Genomic DNA, 20,985 nt, shown 5'->3' with positions numbered 1-20,985 from the left:
TACTATGTCATTTAATATCGCACTAAGTGGTGTTTCTGCCGCGCAAAAAGATTTGGACGTGACCGCCAATAATATAGCGAACGTCAATACAGTAGGTTTTAAGGAATCCCGAGCTGAGTTCGGTGATGTTTATGCCTCTTCTTTACTTGCTAGCGGTAAAACCAAAGTGGGCGACGGTGTGTTAACCCAGGATGTCGCCCAGCAGTTTTCACAAGGTAGCTTGCAGTTTACCAATACGGCATTGGATTTAGCCATTACCGGCAACGGCTTTTTTGCCACTGTGCCAGAGATCACCTCACGGGATTTCTCTTTCACACGGGCAGGTCAGTTTAAATTGGACGAAGACAATTTTGTGGTAAACAGCAATGGCGACAACTTACTTGGATTTCCTGTTAACTCTGATGGCACCAGTTCCTCGGTGGCATTAAGTACCACCGAACCCGTACGTATTCCTGATTCATCCGGCTCGCCTCAGCAAACCTCTGAAGTGGATATTCGCATGAACCTGCCAGCAGGTGATCAGGCGCTGGATCCGGCGCAATTTAACCCCGATGATCCCACCTCCTACAATGCGGCTACGTCGGTAACTGTGTATGACTCATTAGGTGATAGCCATGTTATGACCTATTACTTTATTAAAGATCCTGATGCCACCACCACCAATGATTGGTACGTGGCCACCGCTGTTGATGATGAACTGGTGGATTTAGTGAACTCAGACGGCACGGATTCAGATACTGCCACGGCGGCAAATACAGTCGGTACCAGTTCCGGTTATCCGGTAACAGCGGCAAAATTGTCCTTTAGTCAGGGCGGTGACTTTATTGGTATTGAATCGCCTGACGGATTAACCTCCACGGATTATAAAATCCAGACCGAAGCGCTAGGTGATACGATCTTGGCCAATGGGTCTGATCCTACCCAACAAATTGCCATCGATTTTAATTTAGATCCTACTTCTGCCACTACTACCGAGCCCACCCAGTATGCCTCCGACTTTGAAGTGACGTCGTTGGAGCAAGATGGTTTACCGGTGGGGCGTTTGACCGGTATCGATATCGGCACCGATGGTTTGGTTAGAGCCACGTTTTCTAACGGTACCTCTGAACCCATTGTCAGGGTCGCCCTAGTCCGATTTGCCAATGAGCAGGGATTAACCCAACAAAGCAGTACTCAATGGAAAGAATCCATTGAATCAGGGGAAGCGTTAGCCGGTGAAGCCACAACCGGGACTTTCGGTGATATCAATTCATCCTCCCTTGAACAGGCGAATGTTAACTTGACCACTGAACTTATTGACTTGATCGTTGCTCAACGTAACTTCCAAGCGAGTTCTCGGGCCTTAGAAGTGAACAACCAGTTAAATCAAACCATCCTTAATATTCGATAAGGGCTTGCTGCGCTAATCGATAGTCTAAGGCCGCTTCTGCGGCCTTTTTGTTGTTTGCCTCTTTTCTACACACTCTTGGCATTTGAATTGCACAGTTATAGGTAAGTGCAATAAAACGTCAAAAGTCAGTCATGGATAAATTACTCTATATTGCTGCAAGCGGCGCCAAACAAGACCTATTGGCAACGGGTGTACGCGCCAATAATCTGGCGAATGCCCAGACAAACGGATTTCGAGCCCAGCTCGAACAGGCAAGAGCAATGCCGGCATACGGCGAAGGTTTGCCGACTCGCGTATTTTCTATGACTGAAAGTCCCGCCAGTAATTTTGAATCTGGGCCCATGATACAAACGAACCGTGATCTTGATGTGGCTATTCAAGGGGAAGGTTGGTTTGCCATGCAGACTCCCGATGGACAGGAAGGCTATAGCCGTGATGGCAGCTTTCAGTTAGGCGCAAACGGCATGCTCACTGATATGCACGGCAATATGGTTATGGGCGATAACGGGCCTATTTATTTGCCGGTGCCGTTGGACAATTTAAATATTTCTCTTGATGGCACCATTTCTACCCGCCCGGTTGGCGCGCCCGAAAATGTGTCGGAAGAAGTGGGAAGACTGAAATTGGTGAATCCGGATCTGGCGAATCTTGAGAAAGGATACGATGGTCTGTTTCGTACTAAAGATGGTTCTGTGGCCCCCGCTGACGTCAATGTCAGTGTGCGCACCGGCATGTTGGAAGGCTCCAATGTGAATGCGGTGGATGAGATGGTCAATATGATGAGCTTGCAAAGGCATTATGAGATGCAGGTAAAGCTGATGAAACAGGCCGATGAGCTATCAACGCGCGGCAATGCTCTATTGCGCATTATTTAATTATTTTACGTCACGCTCCTCAATACTGGGGACGTTAGGAGGTTCTTATGCATCCAGCGTTATGGATAAGTAAAACGGGTTTAGATGCCGCACAAACTGATGTGTCAGTGGTGTCCAATAACCTGGCCAACGCCTCAACGGTGGGCTTTAAGAAAGATAGAGCCATCTTTGAGGATTTACTCTATCAGAATATTAACCAGCCCGGCGGCCGCTCTTCGGCAGACACTGAGTTACCCTCGGGGCTTATGCTAGGCTCAGGTTCCAAGGTGGTGGCGACACAAAAAGCCCATACTCAGGGTAATTTGCTGACTACCGATAACGCCCTTGATATGTCTATTCAGGGTCGTGGCTATTTCGAAATTCTTCAGCCTGATGGCTCCATCGCTTATAGCCGAAACGGGCAGTTTACCATGAATGATGAAGGGCAAATTGTGACCTCGGGTGCCGGCTTTTTACTGCAGCCTGAAATCACCGTGCCGGAAGATGCCCAGCAAATAACCATCTCTCAGGATGGCGAAGTATCAGCCACCGTGCGGGGCGAAGCCGAAGCACAAGTATTAGGCCAGATTAACCTCGCTGATTTTGTCAATCCCACCGGATTACAGCCGATGGGACAGAACTTATACGTGGAAACCGCATCCAGCGGTGCTCCCATTGAAGGGGTGCCCGGATTAGAAGGACTGGGAACCATTGCACAGGGCACCTTGGAAACTTCCAACGTGAATGTGACAGAAGAACTGGTCAATCTTATCGAAAGTCAGCGTTTGTATGAAATGAACTCCAAGGTCATCTCTTCTGTGGATCAGATGCTTGGGCAAGTAATTCAGCAACTCTAATGGGTAATGTGATGCGGAATATCATTGTGATAGCAGGTGTTATGTTGTTAGCGGGGTGTGCCAGTACATCCCAGCCTCCTGTGCAAGCCAACGATCCTGCTTTTGCGCCAGTGATACCTGATATTCCTCGTGAGCAGATTGCCGAGGATGGGGCTTTGTTTCGTCCCTTAATGGCAAACAGCCTGTATTCGGATGTGACGGCAAGGCGGGTGGGCGACATTATCACGGTAACCTTAAGTGAAAACACCGCGGCGTCCAAATCTGCCAATACCGAAACCACCAAAGAAACCGGTATCGACTTACAACCCATTACGGGGTTAGGCGGTAATGGCGTTAATATTGGCGGTCAATCTATCCAGTTGGGTATCGACTCCACCAACGAATTTAGTGGTGATGCCACGGCCAATCAAAGCAACAGTTTATCCGGTGCGATTTCCGTAACCGTGGTGGACGTGATGCCGAACCAAAATCTGGTGATCCGCGGCGAAAAGTGGCTCACCCTTAACCACGGTGACGAGTATATACGCCTCACAGGCATTATACGTCCTGCGGATATCAGCCCGGAAAATGAAATTGTATCAACAAAAATTGCCAATGCCCGTATCCAGTACAGTGGTACAGGCAGTTTTGCCCGCGCTCAGGAAAAAGGCTGGCTTACTCGTTTTTTCACCTCTGATATCTGGCCGTTTTAGGAGAGGGTTATGTCTGCTGTAAAAACAATGATTGTGTTGCTGGCGTTAAGTTTTTCTGCGTTCTCTGCCGCCCAGCGCATTAAAGACGTGGCAAGTATACAAGGCGTACGAAGCAACCAATTGGTGGGCTATGGTCTGGTGGTGGGTTTGCCGGGAACGGGCGAACAAAGCCCGTTTACCGAGCAGAGCTTTCGCACCATGTTAAGCAATTTTGGTATTAGCCTTGACCCTGATACCAAACCAAAAATTAAAAATGTGGCGGCGGTTGCCGTACACGCCGAGTTGCCAGCCTTTATTAAACCCGGCCAAACCATTGATGTCACAGTTTCTTCGGTAGGTGAAGCCAGTAGTTTACAAGGTGGCACCTTGCTGCAAACTTTTTTACGGGGTGTTGACGGTAGAGTTTATGCTGTGGCTCAGGGGAGTCTGGTTGTGAGTGGTTTCGGTGCCCAGGGCGGAGACGGTTCACGCATTGTAGTGAACACGCCCACCGTAGGCCGTATTCCAAATGGCGCCTTTGTGGAACAAGCGGTACCGTCAGGCTTCGCCAATGGTGATAGTCTTACCCTGAATCTGCATTATCCGGATTTTTCCACCGCCAAACGCCTTGCCGATACCATTAACGAACGATTAGGGGCTCAGCCTGATCAAGGTTATACCATCGCAACGCCTATTGATGCTGCGTCAGTACGGGTAACGGCACCCCGGGATGTGGGTCAGCGCGTGGGCTTTTTAGCCACGGTGGAGAATTTTGAATTTGAACCGGCAGATGCGCCGGCCAGAGTGGTTATTAACAGCCGAACCGGCACCATTGTCATCGGCCAGAATGTCCGTTTATTACCGGCGGCCATTACCCATGGCGGATTAACCGTTACCATTTCTGAAAATCAGCAGGTGTCTCAGCCAAATGCTTTGGCCGATGGCGATACGGTGGTGACAACCCAATCCATTGTGGATGTGGATATGGCCGATAGTAGAATGTTTAAATTTGAGCCCGGCGCCACACTGGATCAGCTCGTCAGAGCGGTGAATGAAGTGGGCGCAGCACCCGGTGATCTGATGGCAATTTTAGAGGCACTGCGTCAGGCCGGCGCCTTACGCGGCGAATTGGTAATTATCTGATGGATATGCAAAGCACAGCTCAAAGCCAGCTTGAAATGGCCCGCAATGTCAATGATATTGGCGGGCTGAATAACTTGCGTGAAGCCATTGCAAAAGGGGATGGCAAGGTGCTGCAAGAAGCGGCGCAACAGTTTGAAGCCATCTTTGTGCAGATGATGCTTAAATCCATGCGTAAAGCACAAGATGCACTGGCCGATAAAGATAGCCCCTTTAATTCTGAACAGGTGAAGTTTTATCGGGATATGCACGATCAGCAACTGGCGGTGGATTTGTCCAGTAATGGTGGTATGGGGCTGGCGGATTTAATTGTTAAGCAACTGGGCCAGCAGGACCCCAACTATCGGCCTGCCAGTACCGTGCGTGCCGATGGTAATTTGCCATCACTAAACCGACCGGTAGAACAACAGCGACATATGGCCCAGGAGACTGTCCTTGAGTCGGCCTCAAAAGGCACCTTATCGGCCTACAAAGACGCTATGTTTGATAGCCCCGAAGCCTTTGTTGAAGCCATCTATCCTTATGCACAAAAAGCTGCCGATACGCTGGGAACTGACGCCAAAGCGATTATTGCCCAAGCGGCGGTGGAAACCGGCTGGGGACGCTATGTGATTCATGATGGCGAGGGTAACAGTACTAACAATTTATTTGGCATTAAAGCCGATAGCCGTTGGCAGGGTGAACAGGCGGTGGTGGATACCATCGAATTTGATCAAGGGGTGCCCGAAAGACGAAAAGCGGCATTTCGTCAATATCCGTCGCTGGAAAGTGGCATTAATGATTATGTGAACTTTGTTCAATCTCAGGGTCGATACCAACAAGCGATGGCCTCAAAAGACGATACGCAGCAATACTTTCAGGCCCTTCAACAAGCTGGGTATGCCACTGATCCTCAGTACGCTGAGAAAGTGATGGCGGTATACCGTAGCGAGACAGTTCAGGGGTATCAGCCGTGAACATCTGCGTTAGCGGGAGACGATACAAATGATTCGAACTGATCTGTTTAATATCGCTAAATCGGGCGTGAATGCTAGTAGTCAACTGCTTAATACCACGTCCAACAATATTGCCAACGTCAATACGGACGGCTACGTTCGTGAACAGACGGTATTTAAAAGCAATACTTTAGGCGGGGTAGGTCAAGGCACCACAGAACGGGTCATCAGTACCTTTGCCCAAAACCAACTACGCAGAGATATAACCTCGGTGGGCGAACTGGAAACCTACGTGGAGAAAACCTCCTCATTGGACAATATACTGGCAAGTGAAGCCAATTCCATTGCCGACGGTTTAAGTCAGTTTTTTGCCTCTATGCAAACTGCCGCCGATGATCCGACAAATCTTGCCTCCCGTGAAGCGGTACTTGGGGAGGCCACAGGTTTGGTGTCGAGAATGCAAACCTTGTCGGAGTTTATGGAAGCCAAAGAAGATGAGTTAAATCTTCAATTTACCAGTGAAGTTCAGCGGGCTAATAGCCTGATAAAAAGTATTGGCGATCTGAATTCTGCGGTCATGACGGCCAAAGGCGGCAGTGATAACGAGCCTTCTGTTCTGCTTAATCAACGGGACAAAGCCATCAATGAATTAGCTGAGTTAATGTCTATTGAGGTACGAGAAAATCAGTACGGCTCGGCGGTGGTGAATTTATCTTCCGGGGAATCTTTGGTTCTGGAAGACGGTTCTTTTAATTTATTTGAACTCGGCAATGATGCCGATCTCACTTTCAAAGAACTGCAGTTAACGACGGATTTTGAAAACAAAGACAATACCAGTTTAAATATTGCCGAAGACAGTCTTGGCGGTACCCTGGGAGGGCTATTTCGTTTTCGCGATGAGATGTTAGGGCCAGCCCAGCGGGATATTGGACAAATGGCTCTGGCGATGGCCGATGCGGTAAATACCCAAAACCATCTTGGTATGGATTTGGATTTACAACTCGGTGGCGATATTTTTGCGCTACCGACTTTTAGCGGTCTGAACTATGAAGGAACGCCCAACGATTTACCCGTTGCGGCACGGGTAACACCGGGGGAAGCCGCCCAGCTTACCGATGCGGATTACAAGGTGACCATTGAATCGGTAGACGGCACTAATTTTCCTACCTCTGTCACCCTAACGTTGCTAAACAGTGATGGCACACCCAAACAGGATGCCCAAGGGAATAACGTTGAATACACAGGTATCAGTGTTGGCGCAGGCTTTAACGAATTGCCTGGCGGTATAGAAATCGAATTTGATAGTGTGGCCAGTTACGATGCCGGTAACGAATTTTTAATTCAGCCCACTAAATTTGCCGCTTCTGATTTAGCCTTAGCGACCCAACGTCCTGAAGATTTGGCTTTTGCCTCTCCCCTAAGAGCGGATCCCGATGCGGGGAACTTGGGCGATGCCACGGTGAGTACCGTCCATATCTCTAATACGGTGGTGGACAGCAGCCTAGGTGCGGATGCGTCAGCATTTGATGGTGCTGGTGGTATTCATGATGCCAGTAGCGCACCGGGTGGCACCGTAGGCGCACCGGCGCAAATTGTATTTACTTCTAGCTCTGATTTTGAGGTGCTGGATAACGCCGGTAATCTGATTACCCAGGTCAGTGGTGTGACCGACTACGAGAACTTACTTTCACAAGCGAAAGCCAGTGGCAGCAGCCCAGCTTGGCCTGCCGCATTTAGTGCGTTGGATGATTACCCAGGCTATGATTTAAGCCTAAGCGGCGTACCTGTTGCCGGCGATAGTTTTAACATTAGTTATAATACTAACGGCGTGGCAGATAATGCCAATGCGTTAGACTTAGCCCAACTGCAAAAAGAAGGCATGGTACAGCTGAGTAGCGATAGTGCCAATCAGCTACGCACCTTCCATGATGCGTATTCTTCTTTAGTGGGTCGGATAGGAGAAAGCTCAGCGACGGCCCAGATTTCACTGGATGCCGCCGAAGCCATGAAGGTGCAGTCGGAAAATTGGTTTGATAGCACCTCTGGCGTCAGCCTTGATGAAGAAGCGGCAAACTTAGTACGTTATCAACAAACGTATGCCGCCGCAGCGCGTATACTGACTACAGCACAAGAATTGTTTGATACGATTCTGGCAGCAGCGAGGTAAACAGATAATGCGGATCACCACCAATCAGATTTATGACCAGAATATCCGTGCCATCATGGATAATCAAAAAGACATGACTCAAACCCAGGAAGCCTTGTCCACAGGGAAAAAAATCAATCGTCCCAGTGACGATCCGGTTGGTGCAGCCAGTGTGATCCGGATCACTGAACAATTAGATAAGCTGACTCAATTTCAACGCAATAATGACTTATTGACCAACGCCCTAGAGCAGCAAGATACGGTGCTTAACAATATTAATTCTTCTTTGACAAGTGCAAGAACCCTGATTGTTCAGGCGGGTTCCGGGATCATGTCGGATGAAGATAAGCGCGCCATTGGCGTGGAATTAGAGCAGATCCGCAATGAGGTCCTAGACCTTATGAATACTCAAGATGCCAGTGGCAATTATATCTACTCCGGCCACCAGTCCCAGCAACAGGCATTTACCTTTAATCCTGCGGAGTCAGGCAATGCCATTACCTTTAACGGTGACAATGGCGACACCAGTGTTGCTTTATCCGACAGTGTAACAGTACAACGCAGCACCTCGGGTCAGGAAATATTTGGCAACGTACTGGCGCGGTTTAATTTTGATGTCACTGGCAGTACTGGGGCAATGGTAGATGCCGCGAGAGTAGAAGAGCAGGGCACCTTCGATTCGTTTTTCAATCAATATTATGATGGTTCAACACCGTCAAATAATGATTTTCAGCTGGAAATTTTGACCTCCGGTCAGGTACAACTGACCAATGTGGGCACCGGCGATGTGGTCGGTGAGGCGGAGTTTAGTTCAGGGGAACCTTTTACCATTGAAGGCATGACCTATACGGTAACGGGCGTCCCTGGCGATACGGTGGATTTTAGTCTCAGGGAGCCGGAGAAAAAGAATGTGGCCGAAACCCTTAACGACATTGCAAATCAACTGATTAATGAATCCTTAACCGGTGATGATCTTACTGATGCCATCAGTGATGCGCTGGTGGGATTAGACAATGGTATGGAAAAAATACGCCTAGAACGTTCCTCATTGGGCGGACGATTGAATGTTGCCGAGTCCATCTATGGCACTAATCTGGATTTAGAAATAGCGGCAAAAGATGCACGGGCCTCCATTGAGGAAACGGATTACGCTGAAGCCTCTGCCGAATTCGCTAAGCAAGAGGCGGCGCTGAGCGCGGCGCTGGCTACCTTTCCTAAAGTGTCGAATTTGTCCTTATTTAATTATATTACGTAAATTGTTCAATCCCCGTGATATGAGCCAGATACACCCGTGTCTGGTTGTCGCGATGCCCCGAATAGTAAGACACATACAGATCGTCGTTATCAATGACCATGCCCGGATAGCTGTTGTCTTTGCCACTGGGTAAAGTCAGTAGGGCTGTTAGCTTGGCAGTGTGTAAATCTAATAGCCACAGCTGTGTCTTAAAGGCACTGCCTGTCCAGTCTCTTCCCGCGACTAATGCCGTATGCGGTGTTAAGGGAAGCATCTCAGGGCCGCCAATATAGGTGTTTAAATCTCGCCACTGCCATTGGCTGTAGGGGGCCTGACTGACACCCAATTGGGCACTAAAGGTATCGGCATCCCGTCTTACTAGGGCATAAATCCGCTTGTTTTCTCCAAATATCAGCGCACTTTCGTTGGGATAACCGAGTTTGTCCCGTTTTAAGCTCATCGCCGGTGTTGTTTGTCTGACCATTTGTTGATGGGGATGACCGATACACAGATCCAATTGTTGTAAGGGGCGATGGTAGGCCAACCCGAATGCCTGTTGATCTTGCCACGCAATACGCCATAACCACCAGTGATTGTCGCCAAATGCATGGTCAGAAGACCAGGTGCGCCCGTTATCGGAAAACCAGCTTAACATTTGGGTATGTTCGTGTTTGTCGTCCACCGCCTGGAAACGGGCAAAGGCGATGAGCCACAGACGTCCGTTGCCGTCCACCGAGAGTTTGGGATCCCGTAAATCGGCGTTGTGTTTACGGATACGCTTGCGTTGTAACACCTGTCCGTCGTGGGTGAGTCGTGCGATTTCAAGGCTGCCATCACCACTGATGTGATTACTCGCGATGCGGTAACAACACAATAAATTACCGTCAAAGGAAATCAGATCGGTAAAGGCTGCGTGGCTCCCTCGCCCCGATACGCGATGTATATCCTGCAATGTAAGAAATTTTTCTTCTTTCATAATTTATCAGAAAACCAAGGTGTTAAGTGCGACAGGCGGCAACTTTATGCCGCCTGTCGGCAATTTAAGTGAATTTATATTAAAGGGATGTGGCAAACAGTCGATAAAAGTTACGAGAGAGCCAGTTCATCATTTACCCCTCAGGTTATGGTGACTACTAATTGTAATCGCCGGAAGTCCCGGCAGCCAGCCCTGCTGGACTGAGAGTGTTAGGAGAGACTTATGTCTTTGTATGTTAATACCAATGTGTCTGCATTGAACGCACAACGTCAGTTATTCGACGTGAGTAATTCTTTAGGCACGTCATTTGAGCGCTTGTCTTCTGGTTTTAGAATCAACAGCGCAAAAGATGATGCCGCCGGTCTACAAATTACCGATCGAATGACATCCCAAATCCAAGGTTTAAACCAAGCCGTGCGTAACGCTAATGATGCGATCTCACTGTCGCAAACAGCGGAAGGCGCGTTGGATGAAACCACCACAGCTTTACAACGTATTCGCCAATTGGCGGTACAATCACAAAACGGTATTAACAGCTCTGCTGACCGTTTAGCACTGCAAAAAGAAGTATCTGCACTTGCCACTGAAATTACGCGAATTTCCACTGATTCGCAATTTAACGGCGTGGATATTCTGACCGGTGGTTTTTCTGCTCAGTTTTTGGTGGCCAATGCCGGTCAAACGATTTCTGTAAACCTTTCTGCTATTAATCTGGCCGGTCTTAACGGATTTAGTGCCGGTGGCTTAGGCCTAACCGGTGGTACGGTTGCTGATGTTGCAGGTGCTTCTGCATTGTTAAGTGTGGTAGACGGCGCAATTTCTGCCATTGGTGGCGTACGTGCTGACTTAGGTGCGTTGCAAAACCGTTTTCAGTCCACTATCCGTAACTTAAGCAGTATTTCTGAAAACGTCTCTGCTGCTCGTTCACGTATCCGTGATACTGACTTTGCTTCAGAAACCGCTGAATTGACACGTAACCAGATTATCCAACAGGCAAGTACAACCGTATTGTCACAGGCTAATCAGCGTCCTCAATCAGCTTTACAGTTATTAGGTTAATTATTCACTAATACTGGGGAGTGAAGCCAGGAGGTAGTGACTCTGAGGTCCCAAAGTGTGAGAGCGTATAACTCTTACCCATATTGAAGATTAAAAAGCCGGACTTTATGTCCGGCTTTTTTTTGGAAAATCAAAAGATAACGAATGTTTTACCCGTGAGATGACAAATATTGCAAAAAAATAACTAAAGGATTTTGCCTCTTTGTACGATACATAAAGCATCGGGGACTGAAACTAAAAAAATCAAATTCAGCACCTCGATAAGCGAATAAAAACAATAATAAGCAAAACGAAATATATCACGCAAAAAATAAAAATAGTGATGTAATCCAAATAGTTAGGAGATAGAGAAATGAGTTTATTTGTTAATACCAATGTGTCCTCTTTAAATGCACAGCGTCAACTGTTTAACACGGGTAATAATCTTGATACGGCCTTTGAGCGTTTGTCATCGGGTTTTCGTATTAACAGTGCCGCTGATGATGCTGCAGGCTTGCAAATATCTGATCGTATGACGTCCCAAATTATGGGGCTTGATCAGGCGGTACGAAATGCCAACGATGGAATTTCATTGGCGCAAACTGCTGAAGGTGCGATGCAGGAAATTACTACCGCTTTACAGAGAATTCGCGTTTTGGCGATTCAATCGCAAAACGGTATTAACTCTTCTGCGGATCGCTTGGCACTACAAAAAGAAGTATCAGCACTTAAAACAGAAATTTCTCGAATCGCGTCTACCACGCAATTTGGGGGCGTGGATATTTTAAATGGCAGTTTCTCATCATCGTTTTTGGTGGGGGCAAACGCAGGCCAGACAATTGGTGTCAATATATCCCGGGAAAATGGCTTTGGCTTTGTGGGTTTAACCGGCACCAGCGATACGTCGGTGTTGACCGAAGATTTAGCTTCTGCCGCATTAGCCGCTGTGGACTCAGCAATTTCCATTGTTGATGCGAAACGGGCGGATCTCGGTGCCATTCAAAACCGTTTTCAGTCAACCATTCGTAACTTGTCGAATATTTCAGAAAATGTGTCTGCGGCACGTTCTCGCATTAGAGATACGGATTTTGCAACGGAAACAGCGTCATTGACACGAAATCAAATTCTTCAGCAGGCCAGTACTACGGTATTGAGCCAGGCAAATCAACGCCCTCAAGCGGCATTGAGCTTACTGCAATAATGATACTGAGCAAGGAAGCTTAGATAAAAATAGGGATTAATAGGCTTGTTGCAGAGTAAAAAGATGGGGCGCTGACTGGCGAGAACGAAGCCAGGAGGTAGTGAGAGGTATGAGGTCTGGAACAACATACCCGCCTGTCAGCTAGAGCAAAGCAAGCTTTGCCTGGAACATCCGGGAGTGACCCGGAAGTGTCAATGTTTTAACATCGACATATACTAATAAGCACAGCGTGTGCCATATTTTGATAATTGCCCACGATGTGTATTCTTAAGTGAGTTACGCTACAAGCGTAAGCGTCAAGGCAGTTGGTTAGGAAAGAGGGATTATACGTTGGGTAAGCGTGACGAAAAATTCTCTTCAACTGTCTAATACGTTAGATGTTTCCTAAAGCGGCAAAAAAGCGCAGGAGTGGTACGAAGTTATGCCTTGTTAGCGGCAACTTTCTCCCACCGATGACCACAAGTGCCAATGCCGACAACGACCATGTCTATAGAGACCGATAAAAAATTATTTTAATACGGTGTGTCTAAAATAGATTAGTTGGGGAAATGTACTACACTGAAATATGGGAAGGAGTTGAGAGGCCGCCCAAGCCAAGTCCCCCGTAATGGGGGGCTGGTTGAATAAAACGCCGGCTAACAGGACTGAGAGGTAGAAGAGTGGTTGAGAGGCCAGTTAATTCTACTAATTATCCTGCCAGCCGACTGGAAACATTTTTAAGTTTTGCTCTAACTCCTAACGTGAGCAAAATTGGCCGGGACATTTGTTCCGGCCTTTTTTATTTTTATGCCAAAACAACCCGCGCCATCTCACGCTACTAATTTATAAGCACATCCTATGCCAAAACGCTCGTCAATTTGTTGGCGGTGATGTTATTAGGTATTGCGAACGAAACTTACCATCTTCTTTTTATACCCTTCTATTTTGCACAAAAATTATCGCCCGGAAACTAAAAATAGGGCGTTTAAATCATGCTGTTCAATCTATTTCGCGAAAAAATAAAAAATTATGTTTATAAATCAACGGGTTAAAATATTTTTATTTTTTTAATAAAAAAACTAAAGAAACTCAAGGAATGGTCGATAACTATAGTTGAGGGGTAATTTAATTACTTAAATGTGATGCTAATAAGCATTAACAATGAGGGGTTTATCGGGAGTAGTGACCCGGCAAACCTGAACTGGAAGGACTTGATTGTGACTTTGGTTACGTCAATTCCCTAGGAGGTATTCTAATGTCTTTATATGTAAATACTAATGCATCTTCTCTGAACGCACAGCGTCAGCTTTTTGATGTAAACAATAAGTTGAATACGTCGTTTGAACGCTTATCATCAGGTTTTCGCATTAACAGTGCGGCTGATGATGCTGCGGGTTTGCAAATTTCTGATCGCCTAACTACACAGGTACAGGGGTTAAACCAGGCAGTGCGTAACGCCAATGATGCCATTTCTTTGGCACAAACTTCAGAAGGCGCCCTTTCCGAGGTGACCACCAGCTTGCAACGTATTCGTCAATTGGCGGTGCAGTCTCAAAGTGGGATTAACAGTTCAGCAGACCGTGCGGCACTGCAAAAAGAAGTTGCTGCGCTGCAAACGGAAATCTCCCGTATTTCTACCGATACCCAGTTTGGTGGTGTGGATTTGCTAACAGGCACATACTCGGCTACGTTTTTGGTAGGCGCGAATGCCGGACAGTCAATCAGCATTAACTTATCCCGTGCCGGTGGTTTTGGTGCTTCCGGGTTGGGCGTGGGGTCGCTGTCAATTGCCACCGCCGCGGAAGCCAGTGCGGCACTCGCTGCCATTGATCTGGCAATCTCTACTATTGGTGGCACGCGAGCAGATTTAGGGGCGTTACAAAATCGCTTTCAATCAACTATTCGTAACCTCAGCAGTATTTCTGAAAACTTGTCTGCTGCACGTTCACGGATCCGTGATACCGACTTTGCCTCTGAAACGGCAGAGCTTACCCGAAATCAGATTATCCAGCAGGCGTCAATTTCTGTGCTCAGTCAAGCTAATCAACGCCCCCAAGCTGCTTTATCTTTGCTAGGATAATAGACAGTAAATGCTTAAACGGTGTTGGGAAGTGTGTCAGTTAGGCTTCCCAATAATCCATTTGAGATAAGGAGGTAGCTGTGGATATTGCAAATTTACAAGTTGGCCAAAATTTTGCTGTTACACCTGTCAATGAGAGACAGTTGCAGGAGAAGCCTGCTGTCTCTGTTGAGCAGGCTGATGGCGGTAAAAAAGAGCCGAAAAATGACGGAGAATCTGCACAAAATGCTCAAGTACAGGCTCAATCGGTCGATAACCTGATCACAGAGGAACAAGAGCAGGCTGATATTGAGACTGCTACCCGTGAGGTAGAATCATTCCTTCAGGTACAGAATCGCAATTTGACGTTTTCTGTGGACGAAGAAACCAATCGTTCAGTGGTAACGGTAAAAGATTCAGCCTCCGGCGATGTTATCCGGCAAATTCCCACAGATGAAGTGTTAAAACTCGCTGAACGGATTAAAAATTTGCAGGAAGATATCGGTGGTAGTGTAGGGATTTTTGTTAATAACGAAGTGTAAATGAGGTAAACAAATGACTATTCAATCGTTAGGTGTTGGTTCAGGACTTGCGCTTGACGATCTGGTCACGCAATTACTCGACGCGGAACGTACGCCAAAAGAAACGGCGTTAAACGAACGAGAAGAACGGGTTGAAGCGGAGATATCTGGCTTAGGTCAGGTTAAATCCGTTTTGTCCGATTTTCAGGATGCCGTTGACGAATTGCGTACAGACGCCGATATCAACGGTCGTGAGCCCACCATTACCAATCCTGATGAAGACATCGAGACCATTAGCGCAGAAGCGTCTAACTCGGCACTGCGGGGCAGTTATGAAATTGCCGTTGAGCAATTGGCTGAGGGTAGCCGTGTCATTACCGACGATGGTGCATTTAGCGATAGTAGTGATCCAGTACTGTCTTCGGGTACGGGCTCTTTAACCTTCAATATCGGTGGCACCGGCGATACCTTCTCCATCAATGTCTCTGCCGGGATGACGCTGGCCGAATTACGTGAAGCTATTAATAACAGCGAAGATAATTTTGGTGTCAATGCGAACATCATTGATACTGGCACATCCGCCGGCCCTAAACTCGTTTTTAGCTCTGAAATTACCGGTACAGGCAATGATCTGGAAATTGTCAATGACACCGGCGTTGCCGAATTAAACCGTCTGGCGACGTCCAGTTCCAATCCTTCTGGTCTGGTATCCGCAAGCAATATTTCAGCAGCAACCAACGCTCGCGCTACCATTGACGGCATAGTGGTGGAAAGCAGTACCAACGAATTTGAAAACACCATCCAGAATGTGTCCTTTGAAGCTGAGCACGTGTCGCCTCTGGCGGCAGATGGAGTGACTTACGAAACTTCCACGTTGGATATTGGGTATGATAAGCAAGGTCTTGAAACTAAAATTCGGGATTTTGTTGATACCTACAATAGCGTTATGAGTGAACTTGGCACTCTGACTCGCTATGGTGAGTCGGAATTGGAAGAAGACGGCGCGTTGGCCGGTGATTCCCTTATGCGAGGTATCATGACAGGGATGGGCTCCATTGTGGGCAGCCACGTTTCCTCATCGGCATTGGGCGGTTTATTCCAATTAGGTGTGGAACTCAATTCCGATGGCGAACTCGAAATTGGTAGTTCTGATTTTGGCCTCGGCACAGGGGAAGATCGTCTTGAAGATGCATTGGAAGATAATTTCGATGAAATAGCGAAACTTTTTACCGATGAAAATGAAGGTATAGCAACGCGCCTGTATGATTTTGCCGAGCAATATGTCTCGTCTAGCGGCTTATTAACCGTTAGAGAAAATGCGGCAAAAGATAACCGTGAAAAGGTTTATGATGATCGGGAAACCCTTGAACTGCGCATGGCAAGTTATGAACAGGTACTACGTGATAAGTACTTAAACTTGGACCAAACTGTTGCACAATTAAATTCAACCAGTTCAGCATTGCTGGCTACCTTAGGATAAGTTAGGAGTTATCATGGCACTTACAGGTATCAATGCTTACCGTAAAGGTAACCTTAAACAAGATATTGCGAATGCAGACCCCCACAAACTAACGTTGATGCTTATGCAAGGCGCACTTGATCGACTGGCTTATGCCAAAGGGTCGATGGAGCGTAAAGAGTATGCGGCTAAATCTGAATTTCTTTCTCGCGTTACCGCAATATTAATGAACCTTAGAGATACCCTTGATTTGGACATTGGCGGGGAAGTGGCAGAAAACATGTATGCTTTGTATGATTATATGATTGAGCGTACCGGTGAAGCCCATGTCAGGAATGACTTGCAGATCCTAGATGAAGTGATTAGCCTATTAACTCCCATTCGTGATGCATGGGTACAGATCCCTCAGGCAGCAAAAGAGGAAGCGTACGAAGCCCAGCGTCAAAAACGTCAGGCCGTGTGAAAACAGAACTTAATCATTCCTTAACACCGCAGGCACTTGCTGAGATCAATCAACGCATCTTACAGTGCCTAGCCGATGAAGACGAAGCCTCTCGGTATCAGACTCTCTTGTCTTTAATTCAGCAACGCGATGCCTTTATTCAGTCTCATTTAACGTCGTTAACCGATGAAGAGGCAAAATCTTTTGCGCAGCAGGAGCTTAGCGTCAATAATAAGTTACTGGAAGTGGCGCAGACTTTGCTAAAGTCAGCTAAAGATGATGTCAGCCAGTTTTTACAACGTCAAAAAGCGGTAAAACACTACCGCAAATGATATGTTGAGGCGCAATTGCATCAGCTAACTTAACGCCGGTTCGTTGACTGGTTATTCGTGGAAATTTCGCATGTTTAATAATAAGAGTATACTCATCACTGGCGGAACCGGCTCCTTCGGAAGGAAGTTTGTCAGTTATTTACTAAAAAATTATTCGCTTCGAAAAGTCATTATCTATTCCCGTGATGAGCTTAAGCAATTTGAGATGCAGCAGTTTTTCGACGCAGACTGCATGCGGTATTTTATCGGTGATGTGCGTGATAAAGATCGCCTGATTACCGCCATGAAAGATGTGGATTACGTGGTTCACGCCGCTGCCCTTAAGCAAGTCCCTGCTGCAGAATACAACCCCAATGAATGTATCAAAACCAACATTAATGGCGCGCAAAATGTCATTGATGCGTGTATTGCCAATAATGTCTCGCGAGTCATTGCCTTGTCCACGGACAAAGCGGCCAATCCGGTAAATCTTTATGGTGCGACTAAGCTGGCGTCCGATAAGCTTTTTGTGGCCGCAAATAATCTGTCTGGTGCCACCGGCCCCCGTTTTTCTGTTGTGCGTTATGGCAATGTGGTGGGTAGCCGCGGCTCTGTGGTTCCCTTTTATCGTAAATTGCTAAGTGAAGGGAAACGCAAGTTACCGGTAACCCATCCTGAGATGACCCGCTTTTGGATCACCTTAGATGAAGGTGTGGAATTTGTGGTGAAAAATTTTTCGCGGATGCAAGGTGGTGAAATATTTGTGCCTAAAATTCCCTCTATCCGCATTGTGGATTTGGTGGAGGCCATGAGCGGTGGGCGAGATTACGATGTTATCGGTATTCGGCCAGGTGAAAAGCTCCATGAAGTTATGGTGCCGGAAGAAATGGCCCATCATTCCATTGAGTTTGACGATCACTTTGTGATTGCACCTGCCATTACCTTCTTTGATAAAAATGTCGATTATTTTCGAAATCGACTGGGTGACAAAGGTCATTCGGTGTCTGAAAAATTTGAATACCACTCAGGTAAAAACCCCCATTTCCTCGATATCGAAGCACTTCGTGAGTTGGATAAACAAGCCACATGATCCCCTACGGTAAACATTCTGTTGACGAGGCCGATATTCAGGCTGTTGTTGATGTACTGCAAAACCAGTTTCTCACCCAAGGGCAACAGGTACCCGCCTTTGAGCAACGTTTATGTGACTATACCGGGGCGAAAGCCGCCGTTGCGTGCAACAGTGGTACTTCGGGCTTGCATCTTGCCTGTTTAGCCGCAGGTGTGACCGCAGGCGATCTTGTGTGGACGGTGCCAAATTCCTTCGCCGCATCGGCAAACGCGGCACGGTATTGTGGGGCCGATGTGGATTTTGTGGATATTGATCCGCAAACCCGTAATCTTTGTGTTGCTGCATTAGAAGAAAAACTTCAACAAGCGCAAAGACGGGGTCGTTTGCCCAAGGCCTTAGTGGTTGTGCATTTTGCCGGTAGCAGCTGTGATATGAAGGCCATTGCTCAATTAACCGCGCCGTATCATATTCTGCTCATTGAAGATGCTGCCCATGCTTTAGGGGGAAAAGATAGCGAAGGTAATCGGGTAGGGGCCTGCCGTTATTCGGCCATGACAGTGACCAGTTTTCATCCCGTTAAATCCATTACCACTGCCGAAGGCGGTGTGGTGTTGACCAATAACCCGATTTACGAAACCAGTCTGCGTTTGCATGCCAGCCATGGTATTACCAAAGATCCCGCAAAGCTGCCAACAGGCCATGCTAACGAGCCTTGGTTTTATGCCCAGCAAACCCTGGGGTTTAATTACCGGTTAAGTGATCTTCATGCTGCGCTGGGTTTAGCACAAATAAAGCGCATAGATACCTTTATTGCTAAGCGGCTAGATAAGGCTAAGCGATATGATGAGGCATTATCCGCGTTACCGCTAAAACGGCCGCTGCTGGATGAAAACAGTGCATGGCATCTGTACATGATAGAAGTCGCGCCACAGCAGCGCACCCATATCTTTAATACTTTGCGAGCTAAAGGTATTGGCGTGAACGTGCACTATATTCCCATTCATCTGCATCCGTATTACCGAGAACTGGGGTTTGCGCCAGGGGACTTTCCCCACAGCGAACAGTATTATAAAGGTGCTATCACCCTGCCACTATATCCGGATTTATCCGTCGAAAACCAAGAACAAGTAATTGCAACAATACGGGAGGTGGTTGGATGAATATAGCCGTTATTCCTGCCAGGGGAGGGAGCAAACGTATACCGAATAAAAACATACGTTTATTTGCCGGTAAGCCCCTAATTGCCTATTCCATCGAGGCGGCGAAACACAGTGAGCTTTTTGATGATATTGTGGTATCCACAGATTCTGAGGATATTGCCCAGATAGCAGAAAAATACGGGGTATCTTATACCGTCAGACGCCCCCCGTCCCTAGCGGATGATGTAACCGGCACATTCCCTGTGGTGCAGCATGCGATCAATCAATATCAGCAAGACAAGGGGCCCGTTAACTACGTGTGTTGTATTTATGCCACGGCGCCGTTTTTACAGCCTGATAAGTTACAAGAAGGGTATACGCGGCTAACCAATGAACCGGATATGTATTTTGCGTTTTCGGTAACCACGTTTCCCTTTCCTATTCAACGGGCAATTGTTCTGAAAGGAAAGGGTGTTAGTGCTATCCAACCGGAACAAATGGGCAAGCGCTCTCAAGATCTGGTGGAATGTTACCATGATGCCGGACAGTTTTACTGGGGCACAACCGAAGCCTGGCTAACGGGCAAGCCTACCTTTGCACAAAGCAGTATTCCGGTGATTCTTCCGCGCTATCTGGTGCAGGATATCGATACTCCTGAAGACTGGCAGCGTGCAGAATTGATGTACCGAGCCTATGTATCTATGGATAAATAATGCAGGAAAAAATTTTAATAATTAGAATGTTGGGGCTAGGTGATGTGACCTGTGTGGGGATCCCCGCTATTCGTCATATAAAGCAAAAATACCCGAATGGGCAAATTCACCTATTAACCTATGCGGCGGGAAAAGACATCATTGCCCTTGCTGAACCCGATGTACAAATCATGGCATTGGAAAAAGGGGCTTGGCCGGAAAATATCGTCAATGCCATGCAAACATTTTTAGGGTTAGCCGAGACGATTTTGGGAGAGGAATATACCCAAATCATCAATCTGGATACCTGGTTTATGCCCTGTTTTCTTGCCCGTTTTTTGAAAGACGCAGGTGAGCCTGTGGTGGGTAACACCATGAGTATGAGTGTGGCCGAGCTGGTGGATAAATTCCAGCATCAAACCTTAAAAGCCGATTATGTGAATGTCCCGGAACATTACATGCAAAGTACTTGGTTGAGCATGGCACAATGGCATAGCCCATGGTGGGAAAATGGGGTGTCGGTACAAGGAGGTTACCCGGAATTCTATTTACGTCGATGTTGCGGATTTAGCGATATTTCGATGGATATGGCCATTGATGTGCCCGCCGATCCCGCCTTGTTAAGCATGGACAAACCTGTGGTGGCGATGGCTACAGAAGCGCGAACACAAGAACGGCATTATCCCTATGGCGAACAAGTAAAAGGGTTGTTGGAAGCGAAAGGTGTATACGTATGGACAGGTTTTGATGGCCGTTGTGCTATGGCGGAGACGCTAGGAAAGCTGAAAGCCAGCCAATTACTGATTACCGTGCCTTCTGCCCCCCAATGGTTAGCGGCAACGGTGAATACACCGTCGTTAGTGATAAGC

20 protein-coding genes are annotated in these 20,985 nt (G+C 47.2%); 19 read left to right on the top strand and 1 reads right to left on the bottom strand.

Features of this window, described 5'->3' with window-relative positions:
- Positions 1–4: 4 nt before the first annotated feature.
- The 8 genes from flgE to flgL all read left to right on the top strand — a co-directional run bounded on the left by flgE (position 5) and on the right by flgL (position 9,248).
- Positions 5–1,390, top strand: coding sequence for a flagellar hook protein FlgE (gene flgE / locus V5298_RS10425; protein ID WP_332931402.1), 1,386 nt, complete (start codon positions 5–7; stop codon positions 1,388–1,390).
- Between the two features lie 131 nt (positions 1,391–1,521).
- Positions 1,522–2,265, top strand: coding sequence for a flagellar basal-body rod protein FlgF (flgF, locus tag V5298_RS10420; protein ID WP_332931401.1), 744 nt, complete (start codon positions 1,522–1,524; stop codon positions 2,263–2,265).
- A 47-nt stretch (positions 2,266–2,312) separates the two neighbouring features.
- Entirely contained in the window at positions 2,313–3,101 is a 789-nt protein-coding gene (gene flgG, locus V5298_RS10415) for a flagellar basal-body rod protein FlgG (RefSeq protein WP_332931400.1), read from the top strand.
- Positions 3,102–3,112: 11 nt separating this feature from the next.
- On the top strand, positions 3,113–3,793 hold the full coding sequence (gene flgH, locus V5298_RS10410; RefSeq protein ID WP_332931417.1) for a flagellar basal body L-ring protein FlgH: 681 nt from the start codon (positions 3,113–3,115) through the stop codon (positions 3,791–3,793).
- Positions 3,794–3,802: 9 nt separating this feature from the next.
- Positions 3,803–4,915 carry a flagellar basal body P-ring protein FlgI gene (locus V5298_RS10405; protein ID WP_332931399.1) on the top strand — a complete coding sequence of 371 codons (1,113 nt, stop codon included), beginning with the start codon at positions 3,803–3,805 and terminating at the stop codon, positions 4,913–4,915.
- Complete coding sequence (gene flgJ, locus V5298_RS10400; protein ID WP_332931398.1) at positions 4,915–5,868, top strand: flagellar assembly peptidoglycan hydrolase FlgJ; 954 nt, start codon at positions 4,915–4,917, stop codon at positions 5,866–5,868. The genes V5298_RS10405 and flgJ overlap by 1 nt, the downstream gene beginning before the upstream one ends.
- A gap of 28 nt (positions 5,869–5,896) precedes the next feature.
- Positions 5,897–8,014 carry a flagellar hook-associated protein FlgK gene (gene flgK / locus V5298_RS10395; protein WP_332931397.1) on the top strand — a complete coding sequence of 706 codons (2,118 nt, stop codon included), beginning with the start codon at positions 5,897–5,899 and terminating at the stop codon, positions 8,012–8,014.
- A 7-nt stretch (positions 8,015–8,021) separates the two neighbouring features.
- A complete protein-coding gene (gene flgL, locus V5298_RS10390) occupies positions 8,022–9,248 on the top strand; it encodes a flagellar hook-associated protein FlgL (RefSeq protein ID WP_332931396.1) in 1,227 nt (408 codons plus the stop codon).
- Here flgL and V5298_RS10385 read toward each other — a convergent pair.
- Positions 9,241–10,203, bottom strand: coding sequence for a hypothetical protein (locus V5298_RS10385; protein WP_332931395.1), 963 nt, complete (start codon positions 10,201–10,203; stop codon positions 9,241–9,243). The two genes, flgL and V5298_RS10385, sit on opposite strands and share 8 nt — an antisense overlap.
- A 222-nt stretch (positions 10,204–10,425) precedes the next feature.
- Between V5298_RS10385 and V5298_RS10380 the strand changes: the two genes are divergently transcribed.
- From V5298_RS10380 to V5298_RS10330, 11 genes are all read left to right on the top strand, one after another.
- Positions 10,426–11,262 (top strand): flagellin, encoded by an 837-nt coding sequence (locus V5298_RS10380; protein WP_332931394.1) that lies wholly within the window; start codon positions 10,426–10,428, stop codon positions 11,260–11,262.
- Between the two features lie 352 nt (positions 11,263–11,614).
- Entirely contained in the window at positions 11,615–12,442 is an 828-nt protein-coding gene (locus V5298_RS10375) for a flagellin (RefSeq protein WP_332931393.1), read from the top strand.
- A gap of 1,234 nt (positions 12,443–13,676) precedes the next feature.
- Complete coding sequence (locus V5298_RS10370; protein ID WP_332931392.1) at positions 13,677–14,501, top strand: flagellin; 825 nt, start codon at positions 13,677–13,679, stop codon at positions 14,499–14,501.
- 80 nt (positions 14,502–14,581) lie between these two features.
- The gene (locus tag V5298_RS10365; protein ID WP_332931391.1) at positions 14,582–15,022 is read left to right on the top strand and encodes a flagellar protein FlaG; all 441 of its coding nucleotides are present in this window, start codon (positions 14,582–14,584) and stop codon (positions 15,020–15,022) included.
- 13 nt (positions 15,023–15,035) lie between these two features.
- A complete protein-coding gene (gene fliD, locus V5298_RS10360; RefSeq protein ID WP_332931390.1) occupies positions 15,036–16,481 on the top strand; it encodes a flagellar filament capping protein FliD in 1,446 nt (481 codons plus the stop codon).
- 13 nt (positions 16,482–16,494) lie between these two features.
- Positions 16,495–16,923, top strand: coding sequence for a flagellar export chaperone FliS (gene fliS / locus V5298_RS10355; protein WP_332931389.1), 429 nt, complete (start codon positions 16,495–16,497; stop codon positions 16,921–16,923).
- Entirely contained in the window at positions 16,920–17,234 is a 315-nt protein-coding gene (locus tag V5298_RS10350; protein WP_332931388.1) for a hypothetical protein, read from the top strand. Before fliS ends, V5298_RS10350 begins: the two co-directional genes overlap by 4 nt.
- A gap of 70 nt (positions 17,235–17,304) precedes the next feature.
- Entirely contained in the window at positions 17,305–18,303 is a 999-nt protein-coding gene (pseB, locus tag V5298_RS10345) for a UDP-N-acetylglucosamine 4,6-dehydratase (inverting) (protein WP_332931387.1), read from the top strand.
- Positions 18,300–19,445 (top strand): UDP-4-amino-4,6-dideoxy-N-acetyl-beta-L-altrosamine transaminase, encoded by a 1,146-nt coding sequence (gene pseC / locus V5298_RS10340; protein ID WP_332931386.1) that lies wholly within the window; start codon positions 18,300–18,302, stop codon positions 19,443–19,445. Before pseB ends, pseC begins: the two co-directional genes overlap by 4 nt.
- Entirely contained in the window at positions 19,442–20,137 is a 696-nt protein-coding gene (gene pseF, locus V5298_RS10335) for a pseudaminic acid cytidylyltransferase (protein WP_332931385.1), read from the top strand. The genes pseC and pseF overlap by 4 nt, the downstream gene beginning before the upstream one ends.
- A partial coding sequence (locus V5298_RS10330) for a hypothetical protein (RefSeq protein ID WP_332931384.1) occupies positions 20,137–20,985 on the top strand: 849 nt, incomplete at its 3' end. The genes pseF and V5298_RS10330, both read left to right, overlap by 1 nt.

Source organism: Alteromonas sp. 14N.309.X.WAT.G.H12 (assembly GCF_036697315.1).
In the GTDB taxonomy this organism is placed as follows: Bacteria; Pseudomonadota; Gammaproteobacteria; order Enterobacterales; family Alteromonadaceae; genus Alteromonas.
The sequence above is the reverse complement of the archived record's forward strand: the minus strand, read 5'-3'. Positions and strand labels throughout refer to the sequence as shown.

Bases quoted from the DNA above. Each gene is read 5' to 3' on its own strand.
- flgE (WP_332931402.1), top strand. From the start codon at position 5: ATGTCATTTAATATCGCACTAAGTGGTGTTTCTGCCGCGCAAAAAGAT.
- flgF (WP_332931401.1), top strand. From the start codon at position 1,522: ATGGATAAATTACTCTATATTGCTGCAAGCGGCGCCAAACAAGACCTA.
- flgG (WP_332931400.1), top strand. From the start codon at position 2,313: ATGCATCCAGCGTTATGGATAAGTAAAACGGGTTTAGATGCCGCACAA.
- flgH (WP_332931417.1), top strand. From the start codon at position 3,113: ATGCGGAATATCATTGTGATAGCAGGTGTTATGTTGTTAGCGGGGTGT.
- V5298_RS10405 (WP_332931399.1), top strand. From the start codon at position 3,803: ATGTCTGCTGTAAAAACAATGATTGTGTTGCTGGCGTTAAGTTTTTCT.
- flgJ (WP_332931398.1), top strand. From the start codon at position 4,915: ATGGATATGCAAAGCACAGCTCAAAGCCAGCTTGAAATGGCCCGCAAT.
- flgK (WP_332931397.1), top strand. From the start codon at position 5,897: ATGATTCGAACTGATCTGTTTAATATCGCTAAATCGGGCGTGAATGCT.
- flgL (WP_332931396.1), top strand. From the start codon at position 8,022: ATGCGGATCACCACCAATCAGATTTATGACCAGAATATCCGTGCCATC.
- V5298_RS10385 (WP_332931395.1), bottom strand. From the start codon at position 10,203: ATGAAAGAAGAAAAATTTCTTACATTGCAGGATATACATCGCGTATCG.
- V5298_RS10380 (WP_332931394.1), top strand. From the start codon at position 10,426: ATGTCTTTGTATGTTAATACCAATGTGTCTGCATTGAACGCACAACGT.
- V5298_RS10375 (WP_332931393.1), top strand. From the start codon at position 11,615: ATGAGTTTATTTGTTAATACCAATGTGTCCTCTTTAAATGCACAGCGT.
- V5298_RS10370 (WP_332931392.1), top strand. From the start codon at position 13,677: ATGTCTTTATATGTAAATACTAATGCATCTTCTCTGAACGCACAGCGT.
- fliD (WP_332931390.1), top strand. From the start codon at position 15,036: ATGACTATTCAATCGTTAGGTGTTGGTTCAGGACTTGCGCTTGACGAT.
- fliS (WP_332931389.1), top strand. From the start codon at position 16,495: ATGGCACTTACAGGTATCAATGCTTACCGTAAAGGTAACCTTAAACAA.
- pseB (WP_332931387.1), top strand. From the start codon at position 17,305: ATGTTTAATAATAAGAGTATACTCATCACTGGCGGAACCGGCTCCTTC.
- pseC (WP_332931386.1), top strand. From the start codon at position 18,300: ATGATCCCCTACGGTAAACATTCTGTTGACGAGGCCGATATTCAGGCT.
- pseF (WP_332931385.1), top strand. From the start codon at position 19,442: ATGAATATAGCCGTTATTCCTGCCAGGGGAGGGAGCAAACGTATACCG.